Here is a 13,563-nt window from a genome sequence, read left to right on the forward strand (position 1 = left end):
GCTCATGGCAGCCGAGCAGCACCGCAGCGGAGACGAGCTGGGCCGATTCCTGCGTGCCCGTCGCACCCAGACCAGCCCCGAGAGCGCCGGCCTGACCCCCGGGCCGGGCGTGCGCCGCACCCCCGGCCTGCGACGCGAGGAGCTGGCCACCCTCGCGGGGGTCAGCATCGACTACTACACCCGGCTGGAGCGCGGCAAGGAAACCCGGCCCAGCCCGGCCGTCGTCGACGCCCTGGCCCGTGCTCTCCGGCTCGATGACGCCGAACACCAGCATCTGCGCGACCTGGCCGTCCGCGCCGCCCGCTACGCACCCCAGGCTGCCCCGGCCCCCAGCCGCACGGTGCGCCCCCACCTGAAGCTGCTGCTGGAGACCGTGCGGCCGAACCCGGCCTACATCGTCAGCCGCAGCTTGGACGTGCTGGCCACCAACCCCGGTGGCCTGGCCCTGTACGCCGGCATCGACGACTGGCCCGGCACCCAGCGCAACCTTGCCCGCTACCTTTTCCTCCACCCCGCCGCCCGTGAGGTCTTCCCCGACTGGGACAACCAGATCCGCGGTTGCGTCTCCCGCCTGCGGGCCCTGGCCGGCACCGACCCCGATGCCCCCGACCTCACCCAGCTCGTTGGCGAGCTGCTCCTGAAGAGCCCGGCGTTCGCCGGACTGTGGGAGCGCTACGAGGTCACCGGCCGCAAGAACCTCACCAAGACCTTCCAGCACCCCCGGGTCGGCACGATCACCCTGAACTTCCAGGGCATGGCCCTCGAAGGCACCCCCGGCCAGCGCATGGGCGTCTACATCGCGCAGCCAGGCACCCCCGACCACGATGCGATGCTCCTGCTGGACATGACCGCAGCCCACACCGATCCGACGCCGTCCCAGCAGAAGCGGTAAGCGCCTTCAGAAGTTCCGTCCCCGGGCAGAGCGCTCACCGGGGCAGCTTGGCGGCGCGTTCGGGGTGGGCCGCGGTGACGTATCGCAGGACGGTCTGCTCGGCGATGCCGAACAGGCGCATCAGCCTGAGAGCAGGTCGGCGCTTTCGGACGCCTCGCTGAGAGCCGACGGACGCCTGCCCGCACCGCTGGAAGGAACCGCTGCGCCCAGAACCGAGCCCGCCTCGTCCGGGCGCTCTCCACGTGGCTAGGGCACGTCGACTTCGTCGAAGAGCGCGAGCATCCGGGTCAGGACGTGCACGCAGGCATCCACGTCGGCGCCGGTGAGGTTGCCGCTCACCTGCCGCAGGGCTGCGTGTTCGCGGGTGCGCACCGCGGTGATGGCCGCCGTGCCGTCGGAGGTCAGCCGGATCAGTGAGGACCGCTGGTGGGCGGGGTTGGGTACGGTCTCGACCAGGTGCTGCGCGGCGGCATCGTTGACCATGCGCTGCACGAACTGCCGGCTGAGTGTCTGGGCGCGGCCCAGTTGAGGGACGGTCATGGGTCCGTGCTGGCGCAGCAGATCCAGGACGGCGCGCACGCCGACGGACAGCCCCTCGATCGACTCGGCCTGTTCCACCTTGCGGTGCACCCGCCGGTACAGCGGCCCCACCAGGGCGAACACCTCCGTCAGTCGGGCGGCGAGCTCGTCGGGCGGCAGAGGGGTGTCGGTGCTTTTCATTCCTCAAGAATGACACTTCGGTTGCCAACTTTCGAGATTGATGACACCTTGGTTGTCATGTTTGCTTTCGCCGGGCACTCCGAGATGCTTTCGTTCACGACCTCTGACGGCTCCCTCGCCTATCGCGACGTCGGCAAGGGGAAGCCGCTGGTGCTGCTCCATGCCGGGTTCCTGGACCACGGCATGTGGGAGGAGCAGATACGGCCGTTCGCCTCGCGCTACCGGGTCATCGCACCGGACGCCCGGGGACACGGCGCCTCCTCGAACGCGACCCGGCCTTTCCGTCCGGCCGACGATCTGGCAGCGCTGTTGCGCCATCTCGATGCCGGGCCGGCGGTGCTCGTCGGGGTCTCGATGGGTGGGGGTACCGCGGTCGACGCTGCGCTCGAACATCCCGAACTGGTTCGTGCCGTGGTCGTCAGCGGCGTCGGGACCAGCGAACCATCCTTCGAGGACCCCTGGAGCCTGGAGGTCCTTGAGGAGCAGAACAGTGCGCTGGCAGCCGGCGACATCGAGGGCTGGCTGAACGGGCACGTGCGCTTCGCGGCAGGCCCGCACCGCTCGCTCGGTGATATCGATGCGGACATGGCCAACCGCCTGCGCGCGATGGCGTCCCGGACGATCTCCAAGCACACGGCCGGCGACCCGGACCATCGCGTGCCGGTTTCGCAGACCTGGCGGCGTGCGGCGTCCATCGACGTTCCTGTCCTGGCGATAAATGGTGCCCTCGACGTGAGCGACCACATAGCGATGGCCGACCGTCTGGTCCACGCGGTACCCGACGGCCGCGCGGTGTCCGTGGAGAACACCGCACACTTCCCCAACATGGAGGAGCCGACCGAGTTCAACACCCTTCTGGCCGGGTTCCTCGAAACTCTTTCGAATTAGGGTCTGTGCGAGGTCGCGGTTCGCCGCCAGGCATGCCTCGGAACCGGCCCACCGCAGGCCGGCGACAGTGGCCAGGGTGAGCCCATCCGCATCGACGGCATGGCGATGTTGACGACCACCAACGTGCCTCAATATCCCCGGATATCACTCAGGCACGTGGAATTGCACCGGAATTGCATGCGGATCAACAGCCACCGGAAACATCAGCCTTGTTCGAACCTGCGGTATGGGATGTCGCCCACGTACTTGTGGTTCGGCGCCGCCGCGGTGAAGTCGCGGTCGAGCAGGTCCGGCACCGGAGTGTCGGACGGCTCGCTGACCGTAGTGACGACCCGCTTGCGCAGTCGCAGGCCCGCGATCCCGTTTTCGTGCATGACCCGTTCCACCTGTTTGTGGTTGACCAGTATGCCGTCGCCCAGGCGCCGTTCGGCGGTGACGCGCGGGCTGCCGTAGGCGCGGGCGTTCTCGGCGTGAATCGCCTTGATACGCCCGGCGAGCCGGGGCCGGTGGTGGTGGCTGGTTCGGGCGCGGGTGGGATGCGGCTGGTGCCGGACCGTGTCGGGGGCATGGAGGTGGAGGCCCCCGCCCCGGAGCAACGGCGGATCATGGAGATCGTTGCCGGTCCGGACGGTCCGGTGATGGCCAAGGACGTCCCGGTCGCGCTGGGCAGGGAGACGACACCGGCGAAGGTGGAGCCGGTCCGCGGGCAACTGCGCAGACTCGCCGACCGGGCCTGGATCTCGCGGACCGGCGCGGGACGCAATCTGACGTGCTGACCGGTCAGGGCAGTGGCCGAGCGGCCGTAACAAGACGGCCCCTGGCGGGAGTCGGTGAATCTGTGACGAAAAACCAGCCCGCCGAAGGCGGTCAGGATGTTGCCTATCTAGTCCGCCTCCCGCTCTCGAAGCGGACCATCGATCTTGTCGCCGGCCCGATACGCCGCCGACGCACGCAACCAGTTGGGCACCCGGTGGCGCAAGCCCGCCCCGGGCGCCCAGGCGGTGATCGTGCTCGCCGTGCTCCGTCACGACCAGCGCCTGGCCGACATGGCCGGCGGCAGCCACGTCTCCGCCTCCATCGTGCGCCGCTGGGCGCTGGAAGTCCTCCCACCGCTGTCCGCCCGTGCCCCGCAACTGGACCGGGCGCTGAAGAAGACCGCCCGCAGCGGCCGGGTCGTAGTACTGCTGGACGGCACCCTCGTACGCACTCGCCGTTGCATCGGGCCGGCCAACGCGCCGTGGAGCCGCGTTCAGCGTCGTGGCCCTCATGATTTCGGTCCCAACCGGCAGGGCGCTTGCGTCGTCTCAATGGTGCGGCGAAGAAACAGCTGACCCGCTTGAGACAGGAGAGCGATGATGAAGCAACGACCACTGACGCCTGCGGCCCTGGTCGCCTCCCTGCTGCTCGGAATAGCCCTGACTGGCGTGAATGGGGCAAAACCCATGAGTGGCGCGGCTGGTCCGAGGGGCGTCGGCAGCCTCGCGCCCGCCGGCCAGGCTGCCGAGCAGCGGACCGTGAACGCCGACTACGATCTGGGGGACACCGCGTTCACCGACCCCGAAACGGGCACGGTCAGTGAAGTACGCGCGGTGGTGCACTATCCGGCGCGCGTAAGCGGACGGCTGCCACTGGTGGTGGTCTCCCACGGTTCCTGGTACCCCTGTACGCATCGGGACGCCGGGGCCTGGCCCTGCGACAAGGGCACGTCCTATCCGAGCTACCAGGGCTACAACTACCTGGCCGAGAGCCTCGCCGAGCGTGGTTTCGTCGTCGTCTCGCTCAGCGTGAACGGCATCAACATGACGTCGTTCGACTACGGAGACCGCGCACGGCTGATCAACGAACACCTGCTCTTGTGGCGGCAGCTCGCCGACGGCCGTGGGGCTCTCGCCAAGCGGCTCCCCGCGCTCCGCGGGCACGTGGACATGCAGCGCGTCGGAACGGTCGGGCACTCCCGGGGCGGCAAGGCCGTGATGTGGCAGGCGTCGGACAAGCACAGGGGAGAAGTGCCGGCCGGGGTCCGCGTCGGCGCCGTTTTGTCGCTGGCGCCGGTGAAATTCGACGATCCGGACGGAGACAACAGCGACACACTGGTCACGCGGACCCCCGTCGCCGTGGTGACCTCTGGCTGTGACGGCGCCGTTGGGGAGGCGGGGCAGAAGTACCTTGACGACGCCCAGGGACGCACCGCGCAGCCGGCGTACTCGGTCTCGCTGCGCGACGCGAACCACAACTTCTTCAACACTCAGTGGACCCCGCCCGCTTCCCTGGGCGAGGACGACAGTACCTGCCCTGACCGAGCGCTGACCCCCAGAGCCCAGCAGAATGCGCTGACCGCGTACGCCACCGCATTCTTCGAGGTGCATCTCAAGGGCGACGCCGCCGGTACAGAACTGCTCACCGGAATGAAGGCATTGCCCGGGGTCGCCTCAACGACCCGGGTGGTCGAACCGGTGACCAAGCACCGGTAGGGCTTGGTCAGGTTCACTCGCTGGTGGTGTGTCTGTCTGCTTGGGCAGGCCGTTGAGCCGGGCGTGATAGGTGGGGAGTTGGCCGCGGTCCGGTGTGATCTGGAGGACTTCGCGGCGGAGATGTTCGAGCCGTTCGCGCGGGCGCGCCCGCCTCGCGTGGCGGATGCAGCAGGTGATCAAGCCGACCACGCTGATCGTCGATGACACCGGCTTCCTCAAGGACGGGGCCGCGTCGGCGTGTGTGGTCAGGCAGTACACCGGCACCGCGGGCAAGGTCACCGGCTGCCAGGCCGGGGTGTCGGTGCACCTGGCCTCCCACAACGCCTCGGCGGCCGTCGACTGGCGGCTGTTCCACCCCTCGGGGACAGGTCCCGCGGGCCTGGTGTTGCTCATCAACTCTGTTCTCGGAGGTCTGGGCACCATTTACGCGACCACCAAGTCGGCTACCGTCACGCTCGGTTCGGCTGTGCTGGTCCTGCTGATCATCATCGTGGTTCTTGTCGTTGGGCTCAGGAGGGGACGTGAGGCCCGCCCGGGCCGGAGGGACGACCGGAGTGGACACCGCGCCCCGCGCCTGGGCCGCGCACTGAAGAAAATCGCCCGCAAGGGTGGCGTCGTCGTGCTGCTCGACGGCACCCTCATCCGCACCCGCCGACGCACCGGGGACGAGAACTGGCCGAACTATTCGGGCAAGCACAAGGCCCATGGCCGGCTGTTCCTCGCTTTGACCGATGAGTGCGGCAGCCTGGTATGGATCTCGGCCGCGAAACCGGGACGCTCCAGCGAGATCACCACCGCCCGCAACAACAAGATCACTGGTCACCTGCGGGAGGCCGGCCTGGGTGCCCTGGCTGATCTCGGCTTCGTCGGCCTGGGCGACGACCCCGGCAACCCGGTCATCGTCACCGGCCAGCGGGGCGGCCCGCGGCCATCCGCTTACCGTAGCCCAGAAGGAGGCGAACCGGTTGGTCAGCCGCGAGCGAGCGGCGAACGAGCATGGCTTCGCCGACCTGAAAAACTGGCGGATCCTCACCAAGGTCCGCATGAATGCCCGACACGCGACCACGCTGCTGCGGGCGCTCCTCGTACTGACGAACGCCGAGGTCCACCGCTGACAGACGATCACCTCCTACCGATCACGCCTCCGACCGGCACGAGCATCGCAGCCAAACCCCACACCAGCCCCACCACCAGCAACTTTAAGATGAAATGCCCTCAATGATTTTTGGCTGTGTCAGGGGTGGTACAGCGCTTCAGTAGGACGCCCCGGTTCGTCGTTGGCGGGCTGTCGACCCACTACGTGCCTGTGCGTCTGTCGAGCAACTGGCGGACGCACGCCAGTCGTGGGCGGGTGGTCAACGTGGTGGCGGTGATGTGGCCCGAGCTGCCGCCCAGGCCCGCGCCTGGATGGGTGGAGGCGCCGATGTGCCACAAGCTGTCGATCGGGGTCGCGTGCCGTCCGGGCGTGGGCGTCGGACGCCACCAGAAGTCCTGATCCAGCTCGGCGGCACCCCCGTAGGGGTCGCCGTTGACCGCGTTCGGGTTGTACTCGGCGAGCTGCACAGGCGTGATCACGTCGACGGCGAGAACCTTGTCGTGCACATCAGGTGCGTGCAGGGCGATCCGGGCCATGATCCGGTCGGCGTACCCCTGGGCCAGAGCCGTCGAGGTCCAGCCCTCGGCGGTGTCCAGTTCGCCGGCCGCGTCGCCCACGGGCGCGAATGGAACCTCCTGGAGCTGCAGCCAGAGCGCGGCGGCGCCCACAGGGACGCGGGTCGGGTCCAGCAGGTACTGCTGCCCGACGACCACCGTGGGCCGCCTGGGCAGCAGCCCTGCCTCCGCTTCCGCGCACGCGATGCCGGTGTCGGCTGAGCCGTCGGTCAGATGGAGGAGCGGAACCTCGCCCAGACGCTCGTCCCGCCAGCCGATCGGCTCGGACAGCGCGACATGGATCTGCATCGCGCCCCGGCCGTAGCGGAAACGCGCGGCGGCGTCACGTACGGCGGGAGCCACCGCGGACTCCGGAAGGAGACTGCCGTACAGCGCGGTGGGGGTCACCGAGGCGAGTACGGCCCGGCGCGCCCGTACGACCCCCCGGCCAGTCACCACGCCTGCGGCGCGGCCGTCCTCGATGAGGACGGTATCGACAGGTGTGCCGGTTTCCACGCGTACGCCGAGTGAGTCGAGCAGCGACCGGAACGCGTCGAGGAACCGGCCGGAACCTCCGGCCACCACCGGCACGCCGAACCTGTGCAGGGTGGCGGCGAGCAGAGGCATCATCAGCGCGCCCGACGCGTGGTCCGGCGCCAGCCCGGCGTGCAGCAGCCACGGGGAGAACAGATGGTCCACCTCGTGCCCGGAGAACCGGGTGCGAGCGTAGGCGCGACCACTGGTGGCCAGCGAACGCAGCCATTGCTCGATGCCGGAGCGCCCGCCGGTGCGGAACAGGCCGACCGCGTGGCGCACGGATGCCGCCGAGCGCGGCTCGCTGCCCATCAGCCCGCCGATCGCCGCCATGTTGTCGCCGATCCGCCCCAACTCGGCGAGATACGCCGACCCATCGGTCTCCTGCGCGAAGCCCGCCGCCGTACGTTCCGGATCCCGGTGCGCCAGGGTGACCCGACCGTCGTCGGCCACGCTCGCCGTGATCCACTCCTCGGTGTTGCGGTAGCTCAGTCCGTGCGCGCGCAGCAGCGGGCCGAGGCGTGCGAAGGCGGCGCCGGAGACGAACAGCGGGTGCCACGAGGAATAGGTGTCGTGCACGTAGCCGGACAACGTGCGCTCCTCGGCCGCGATGAATCCACCGATGCGCTCCGCCTGCTCCACCAGGACCACGGACCACCCGGCCAGGGCCAGCTCGGCCGAGGCGACCAGACCGTTGATGCCCGAGCCGACGACCACAGCATCCACGTCATCCATTTGTCCACCTCTTCCCGTGGCGTTTTGGATGCCCATAGCACCTTATGGCCGATTACGGTGCGGTGCCCACACGTACCGTCTCCGCCCTAGTCGGGCCGCGGCGTTGCCTCGCCTCGCCTCCGCTCAGAGCCCAGCGGCGCAAGCGCGTGCAGTGTCGCCTGTGGCCCACGCCGCTCGGGCACGTCCCGCCAAACGGTCCGGGTCCGGAACTTCCACACGATCCTGTTGAGGACCGGCTGGTCCTCCAGCCGCTTCCGCCCCGCGACGACTCAGGCAGAAGCGGTAAGCGCGACAACGCGCTCTGCGACCCCGGACCCGACACCACGGCCCCCAACCAGCCCGACTGCCGACCCGGCTGCGGCAACGCAGCCGAGGCCCGGCTGAAGGTTGCCACGTGGATCACCGGCTTCTGCAACACCCGCCGACCACACAGCGTGTGCGGGTACCGCAGTCCGATCGACTACGAACACAACCACCGGGCCAACTCCGCCCTGGAGCTGGCCGCTTAGAAGATCTCCACACGTCGAGGGGATTGATAACCGCCGGGCCGGCGTCGGGATCACTGTCGTCGAGCCCGACGAATCCCAGGTCGGCGATCGCGCCGAACCCGGCCACCCGCAACTTCTGCGTGAGATTGTGGTGACGGCAGGCGGTGATCTCCGAGGTCCTCCCGGGTCTGACCGCGCAGCCCCAGAGCAGTCGGCCCTTGTCGTCGGTGAGCGCGATCACGAGCAGGAAATGGCATCTCTGCTTGCCCGAGAGTTCTTCCGGGTCGCGGCCCCGGTGCGCCGCCGGGTGCGTGTCAAAGAGGCGTCCAGCAGCACCTCCCGCCCCCTCGGGCGATCTTCTTCAGGGCCCGGTCCAGGCGCGGGGCGCGGTCGGCCAGCAGACCCACGACCTCCCGCACCCTGTACCGCTGGCCAGATCGCCGGGCCGCTGGTCACAGCGCAGCACCGCCAGCACGATGCCGGCGATCTTCCCTGCGGGCAGGGCCCGCCACCTGAGCCGATCTTCTTGAAGTGGCCGCGCACCAGCTCGGCGAGCCAGTTCAGGGTGGTACTCGACAGTGGCAGGCGGGCGGTGTGTCCACGATCACGGGGAAGCTTCACCAGCCCGAGCACCCCGAAACCCGCGCACCAGCCCGCCTGACCTGCAAGTTTCGCGATGTACATTGCTCACTGCTGTACCGCGGGTGTCAGTTCCTGTTCGGCCCACACCGTTTTCCCGTCCGGTGTGTAGCGGGTGCCCCGCCGGTGGGAGAGCTGGGCGACGAGGAAGAGGCCGCGGCCGCCCTCGTCGGTGGTCCTGGCGTGGCGCAGGCGGGTGAGGCTGTTGCTGGTGTCGGAGACTTCGCAGGTGAGGACCTGGTGCCGGATCAGGCGCAGGCGGATCGGGCCGGTGCCGTGGCGGATGGCGTTGGTGACCAGTTCGCTGACGATCAGCTCGGTGGTTGTCGCCAGATTGGGCAGTCCCCACTTGGTGAGTTGGCCGAGGGTCAAGGACCGGGCCTTGCTGACGACGGCCGGGTCGGTGGGCAGGTCCCAGGAGACCACCTGTTTCGGGCTGAGGGCGCGGGTGCGGGCGAGGAGCAGCGTGACGTCGTCGTACGTTGCTCCGGTCGGCAGCGTGTCGAGCACGGCCGAGCCGAGGTCTTCCAGCGGGAGGCGGGGGTGGGCCAGGGCGGTGGCCAGGCGGTGCATCCCGGTGTCGATGTCCTGATCGTGGGTTTCGACCAGGCCGTCGGTGTAGAAGGCGAGCGTGCTGCCCTCGGCAAGTTCCAGTTCGACGGACTCGAAGGGAAAGGGGGTCAGTCCGAGCCCGAGTGGGGTTCCGGTGGGAAGGTCGGGGAAGGTGACGTGGCCGTGCGGGTCGATGACCGCGGGCGGGGGGTGACCGGCCCGTGCCATCGTGCAGCGCCGGGTGACCGGGTCGTAGACGGCGTACAGGCAGGTGGCCCCCACCACGGCGGTGGCCGGGCCCGTGGCATCGGTGTCCTCCTCGGTGAGGCGGATGGCCAGGTCGTCGAGGTGGGCCAGCAATTCGTCGGGAGCCAGGTCCATGTTGGCGAGGGTGTGCACGGCGGCGCGGAGCCGGCCCATGGTCGCCGCGGCGTTGATGCCGTGCCCGACCACGTCGCCGACGACCAGGGCCACCCGGGCCCCGGACAGCGGAATCACGTCGAACCAGTCACCCCCGACGCCGCGGTGGTTGTCGGCCGGCAGGTAGCGCGAGGCCACCTCGACCGCGTACCCGCCCGTCAGGCGCTGCGGGAGCAGGTTGCGCTGGAGGGCCAGGGCCGCGGTGCGTTCGCGCGTGTACTGGTTGGCGTTGTCCAGAGACAGCGCGGCCCGGGAGACAAGTTCCTCGGCCAGCAGCAGGTCGTCCTCCTCGAACGGCACCGGATTCTCCGAACGCATGAAGACTGCCACGCCCAGCACGTTGCCGCGCGCGTGGATCGGCACAAACATCCAGGTGTGAAGTCCGTACTCGTGGTGTTTCTCGACCCGTGCCGGGTCCTGGTCGAACCAGGTGCCGGGGGAGGTGTCTATGACCGGTTCCAGGTAGGGCTTCCCGTCGGACAGGATGCGGGTGTAGGGCGAGGTCGGTGGGACGAAGACCGCCTCGCCCCGTGCCCACAGGGACTCCGGGATTCCGGGGTGGATCGATGCCAGGCCCGCGCGGCGGAAGACCGGGATGTTTTGCCCCATCGGCCCCAGCCGGGCCAGCGGCTCCTCGCCGAGCGGGACCGACTCCGCCAGGTCGACAGTGACGAAGTCGGCCAGGAGCGGCACCGCGAGGTCGGCCAGCTCCTGCCCGGTCCGCATGACGTCCAGGGTGCTGCCGATCCGCGTGTTGGCCTCACTGAGGATCGCCAGGCGCTCACGCGCCTGCTCCCTGTCGGTGACGTCCACGCACATGCCACACACGGCCAATGCGTGGCCCTCCGCGTCCTCGAGGCGGAAGTAGGAGACCCTGAACGCGTGTTTCCGGCGCGCATTCCACGCCGGGTACTCAAGGTCAACCACCGGGGTACCGTCCGCAAGCACCTGCCGCATCGCGGCCTCGAGTGCTTCGGCCTCGAAGCCGGCCACCACCTCCGTCAGCCGCCGGCCCAGCCGCACCTCGGGAAGGATGCCGTCCCGGCGCTCTGCGAGATCGTTCACCCAGGTGCAGCGCAGCTCCACGTCACGGACCGTGATCCCGACCGGCGCGCGGGTCAGAAGCGACGACGGCCTCAATCCGTTCACCGCCGACGAGGAGACCGTGGCCAAGTCGGTGACCGAGACGAGCCAATGGGCGCCGCCGTCCAGCCCCGACAACGGGGAGACCCGCAGGCTCACCTCGAGCCTGCGGCCGTCGCGGTGGCGCAGCGCCGCAAGGCCGGACCAGCCACCCCGGACACGGCACCGCTCCGCGAAGGCGGACGCCTCCGCCCAGTCTTCGGCAGACGCCAGCATGACCCCGGCGGGACGGCTCACCACCTCCGCGGGCGAGTAACCGACCAGCCGCTGGCCGGCCCGCGACCACCCGACCACCGTCCCTTCCACGTCGATCATCGCGATCGGCGCGCCGACCAAATCAGAGGACCGTCGCGCTGCGGCGGACACCACGCACTCAGACCTGTCCACTGCCCGCCCCCGAGGTGTGTTCCGGACCATCGGGATCGCATCCGCCGACCATGTGGTCGAGCCAATCGGCCGGCAGCACACGCTCAGAGAACATCGTTCGAAAATACCCGGTTTAGAGGTATATTTCATGTGGCGCTAATCACATTCGGATCCGAACGAGCTGGCCGGTCCGTTCTGGCGTGGCTCTGCTGTCACCGGCGCCGTGCGCCTGGCCGAGACCACCTGCCTGTGGTACAGCTCCTTGGCCGACTCGGCGAGCTGGTGAGGTCGGGCCGGGACGCCCTGCCGACGTTGCCGTCGGTGGGTTTTCCCGGCCCGCCTCCCGAACCGGACGTACCCGATCTCCAGGCATCCGGCTCTCCACAAGCCCTCTCAGGCGGCCGCTGCCGTCGTGGTCCCATTGGGCCAAGGCGAGGGGATCTTGTTACCGCGGTAGAGGTAGCGGTGGGTCCGCACCTTCGCGCACTTGAACAAGGTCACCTCGTCGTCGGCGGGCCACCATCGGCCCGCGCTATAGCGGCGGCGCAGACTCTTCCAGTTGGACCGGCGGTGCTTGCGCCGCAGCCACCCGAAGACCTGCCGCCAGGTGAAGGCAGACAGGTACTGGAAGGTCGCGGACGACACCCCGTGCCGGAAGTACGCCGTCCAGCCGCGCGGCACCGGGTTGAGATGGTGCAGCACGACTGCCCAGCGACAGGTTCGTGTCCTGTCGGCACAACCTCTTGACCTTCTCCTTGACGGCCTGGAGAGCCTTCTTGGAGGGGTAGAGGTAGACGTAGTGTCTTGAACGGGGTTCGTTGGGGTCTGGCCCAAGTTGTGTGGGCCGGCTACTCGTTGTAGTTGTTGATCTTTGCGGCGGGGGTTCGGAAGTCGCCTTGATTTCGCTCCTCGTATGGCTGATGTGCTCGACATTCGGTCGCCGTGAACGAAGACCCGTCTCCGGTGCAAGAGCTGTTGTTCCCGTTGAACACGAACGTCGTGATCACGTATGTCGAGACGGAAGGTGAGGTGATCCGCATCGAGGCGCGGTGCGCCGCGAGCAACGCCTGTTGCCCGGCCTGCGGGGACTGGTCTGCTCAGGTCCACGGTTCCTACCTGCGCTTTCCCGCGGCTCGACCCGTTCAAGCCCTGCCTGGCCGCACGCTGGGCCCAGACCGGCGGGAAAGTGACCGTCCTCGACCTCTACCGGGAGATCACCGCCCGAGGCTTCCGCGGCCACTACACCATCGTCTGCGACTGGATCCGGCGAGACCTGCCCCGGCGGGAAGGCTTCACACCGGCTCCGCCACCGCCGTCGGTACGGCAGGTGACCGGCTAGCTCACCCGGCACCCGGCCACCCTGACCGAAGAGGAGAAACTGCACCGCAAGGCCGTGCTCGACCGCTGCCCGGAACTGGCATACGCCGCCGACCTGACCAGGTCGTTCACGGAAATGCTCACCACACTCGACGGTCTGAACCGCCCCGTGTCAGGTAGAGACTCGATTCCGTGAAAGGATTGAGTCATGGCACGACCCTCCCGTTACCCGCTTGAGCTGCGCCGTCGCGCGGTGCGCATGGTCACCGAAGTGCGCGACGACCACCCGAACGAGACGGCCGCCTTGCAGGCGGTCGCAGACAAGCTCGGCATCGGCTCCCGCGAGACTCTGCGGAACTGGCTGAAGCAGCAAGAGATCGACGCGGGGCAGCGTCCGGGGACGACGACGGAGGAGTCCGCCCAGCTCAAGGCCCTGAAGAAGGAGAACGCCGAGCTGAAGCGAGCGAACGAGATTCTGAAGGCCGCGGCGAGTTTCTTCGCGGCCGAGCTCGACCGGCCACACACGCGCTCGTAGCGTTCATCGACGAGCACCGGGACCGCTTCGGCGGGGTCGAGCCGATCTGCAGGACTCTCACCGGGCACGACTGCAAGATCGCCCCTTCCACGTACTACGCCCACAAGAAACGTCTCGGAACGCCCTCCGCCCGTTCCGTGCGCGACGAGGAACTCAAGGAGCGGATCCACGACGTTTACACGTCCAACTACCGTGTCTACGGAGCCCGGAAGA

The 13,563-nt window shown here is 68.8% G+C and carries 12 protein-coding genes and 3 pseudogenes; 10 read left to right on the forward strand and 5 right to left on the reverse strand.

Annotated features, from left to right (window positions below; translation table 11 throughout):
* Positions 1–4 precede the first annotated feature (4 nt).
* A complete protein-coding gene (locus ACFY2B_RS41750; protein WP_390768292.1) occupies positions 5–892 on the forward strand; it encodes a helix-turn-helix transcriptional regulator in 888 nt (295 codons plus the stop codon).
* A gap of 246 nt (positions 893–1,138) precedes the next feature.
* Here ACFY2B_RS41750 and ACFY2B_RS41755 read toward each other — a convergent pair whose 3' ends face one another.
* The gene (locus tag ACFY2B_RS41755; RefSeq protein WP_390768293.1) at positions 1,139–1,612 is read right to left on the reverse strand and encodes a MarR family winged helix-turn-helix transcriptional regulator; all 474 of its coding nucleotides are present in this window, start codon (positions 1,610–1,612) and stop codon (positions 1,139–1,141) included.
* A gap of 57 nt (positions 1,613–1,669) precedes the next feature.
* On the opposite strand from ACFY2B_RS41755, the gene ACFY2B_RS41760 reads away from it, so the two are divergent.
* Entirely contained in the window at positions 1,670–2,500 is an 831-nt protein-coding gene (locus ACFY2B_RS41760; protein WP_390768304.1) for an alpha/beta fold hydrolase, read from the forward strand.
* 224 nt (positions 2,501–2,724) lie between these two features.
* Here the strand turns inward: ACFY2B_RS41760 and ACFY2B_RS41765 are convergent.
* Positions 2,725–2,997: pseudogene (locus tag ACFY2B_RS41765) on the reverse strand (IS3 family transposase); the annotation flags it as partial.
* Positions 2,998–3,105: 108 nt separating this feature from the next.
* Here ACFY2B_RS41765 and ACFY2B_RS41770 point away from each other — a divergent pair.
* From ACFY2B_RS41770 to ACFY2B_RS41795, 6 genes and pseudogenes are all read left to right on the forward strand, one after another.
* Complete coding sequence (locus ACFY2B_RS41770) at positions 3,106–3,276, forward strand: hypothetical protein (protein ID WP_390768294.1); 171 nt, start codon at positions 3,106–3,108, stop codon at positions 3,274–3,276.
* A 144-nt stretch (positions 3,277–3,420) separates the two neighbouring features.
* Entirely contained in the window at positions 3,421–3,831 is a 411-nt protein-coding gene (locus ACFY2B_RS41775) for a hypothetical protein (protein ID WP_390768295.1), read from the forward strand.
* 111 nt (positions 3,832–3,942) lie between these two features.
* Positions 3,943–4,971 carry an alpha/beta hydrolase family protein gene (locus tag ACFY2B_RS41780; RefSeq protein WP_390768296.1) on the forward strand — a complete coding sequence of 343 codons (1,029 nt, stop codon included), beginning with the start codon at positions 3,943–3,945 and terminating at the stop codon, positions 4,969–4,971.
* Positions 4,972–5,161: 190 nt separating this feature from the next.
* Positions 5,162–5,344, forward strand: a pseudogene (locus ACFY2B_RS41785) (transposase); the annotation flags it as partial.
* Positions 5,345–5,353: 9 nt separating this feature from the next.
* Positions 5,354–5,779, forward strand: a pseudogene (locus ACFY2B_RS41790) (hypothetical protein); the annotation flags it as partial.
* Positions 5,703–6,086 carry a transposase family protein gene (locus tag ACFY2B_RS41795; RefSeq protein ID WP_390768305.1) on the forward strand — a complete coding sequence of 128 codons (384 nt, stop codon included), beginning with the start codon at positions 5,703–5,705 and terminating at the stop codon, positions 6,084–6,086. The pseudogene ACFY2B_RS41790 and the gene ACFY2B_RS41795, both read left to right, overlap by 77 nt.
* Positions 6,087–6,267: 181 nt before the next feature.
* Here ACFY2B_RS41795 and ACFY2B_RS41800 read toward each other — a convergent pair whose 3' ends face one another.
* The 3 genes from ACFY2B_RS41800 to ACFY2B_RS41810 form a co-directional block, all read right to left on the reverse strand.
* A complete protein-coding gene (locus ACFY2B_RS41800; RefSeq protein ID WP_390768297.1) occupies positions 6,268–7,890 on the reverse strand; it encodes a phytoene desaturase family protein in 1,623 nt (540 codons plus the stop codon).
* Between the two features lie 1,175 nt (positions 7,891–9,065).
* Positions 9,066–11,549: a SpoIIE family protein phosphatase gene (locus ACFY2B_RS41805; protein ID WP_390768298.1), complete on the reverse strand. Its 2,484-nt coding sequence runs from the start codon at positions 11,547–11,549 to the stop codon at positions 9,066–9,068.
* A gap of 342 nt (positions 11,550–11,891) precedes the next feature.
* On the reverse strand, positions 11,892–12,200 hold the full coding sequence (locus tag ACFY2B_RS41810; RefSeq protein WP_390768299.1) for a group II intron maturase-specific domain-containing protein: 309 nt from the start codon (positions 12,198–12,200) through the stop codon (positions 11,892–11,894).
* A 484-nt stretch (positions 12,201–12,684) separates the two neighbouring features.
* Here ACFY2B_RS41810 and ACFY2B_RS41815 point away from each other — a divergent pair, with 484 nt between their 5' ends.
* Together ACFY2B_RS41815 and ACFY2B_RS41820 are read left to right on the forward strand one after the other, a co-directional pair.
* The gene (locus ACFY2B_RS41815) at positions 12,685–12,837 is read left to right on the forward strand and encodes a hypothetical protein (RefSeq protein ID WP_390768300.1); all 153 of its coding nucleotides are present in this window, start codon (positions 12,685–12,687) and stop codon (positions 12,835–12,837) included.
* A 186-nt stretch (positions 12,838–13,023) separates the two neighbouring features.
* Positions 13,024–13,350 (forward strand): transposase, encoded by a 327-nt coding sequence (locus tag ACFY2B_RS41820; RefSeq protein WP_390768301.1) that lies wholly within the window; start codon positions 13,024–13,026, stop codon positions 13,348–13,350.
* Positions 13,351–13,563 lie beyond the last annotated feature (213 nt).

Source organism: Streptomyces sp. NPDC001270, assembly GCF_042896695.1.
Lineage (GTDB): Bacteria > Actinomycetota > Actinomycetes > Streptomycetales > Streptomycetaceae > Streptomyces.

Excerpts from the sequence above, each read along its gene's own strand:
- ACFY2B_RS41750 (WP_390768292.1), top strand. The coding sequence starts at position 5 with ATGGCAGCCGAGCAGCACCGCAGCGGAGACGAGCTGGGCCGATTCCTG.
- ACFY2B_RS41755 (WP_390768293.1), bottom strand. The coding sequence starts at position 1,612 with ATGAAAAGCACCGACACCCCTCTGCCGCCCGACGAGCTCGCCGCCCGA.
- ACFY2B_RS41760 (WP_390768304.1), top strand. The coding sequence starts at position 1,670 with ATGTTTGCTTTCGCCGGGCACTCCGAGATGCTTTCGTTCACGACCTCT.
- ACFY2B_RS41770 (WP_390768294.1), top strand. The coding sequence starts at position 3,106 with ATGGAGATCGTTGCCGGTCCGGACGGTCCGGTGATGGCCAAGGACGTC.
- ACFY2B_RS41780 (WP_390768296.1), top strand. The coding sequence starts at position 3,943 with ATGAGTGGCGCGGCTGGTCCGAGGGGCGTCGGCAGCCTCGCGCCCGCC.
- ACFY2B_RS41795 (WP_390768305.1), top strand. The coding sequence starts at position 5,703 with ATGAGTGCGGCAGCCTGGTATGGATCTCGGCCGCGAAACCGGGACGCT.
- ACFY2B_RS41800 (WP_390768297.1), bottom strand. The coding sequence starts at position 7,890 with ATGGATGACGTGGATGCTGTGGTCGTCGGCTCGGGCATCAACGGTCTG.
- ACFY2B_RS41805 (WP_390768298.1), bottom strand. The coding sequence starts at position 11,549 with ATGGTCCGGAACACACCTCGGGGGCGGGCAGTGGACAGGTCTGAGTGC.
- ACFY2B_RS41820 (WP_390768301.1), top strand. The coding sequence starts at position 13,024 with ATGGCACGACCCTCCCGTTACCCGCTTGAGCTGCGCCGTCGCGCGGTG.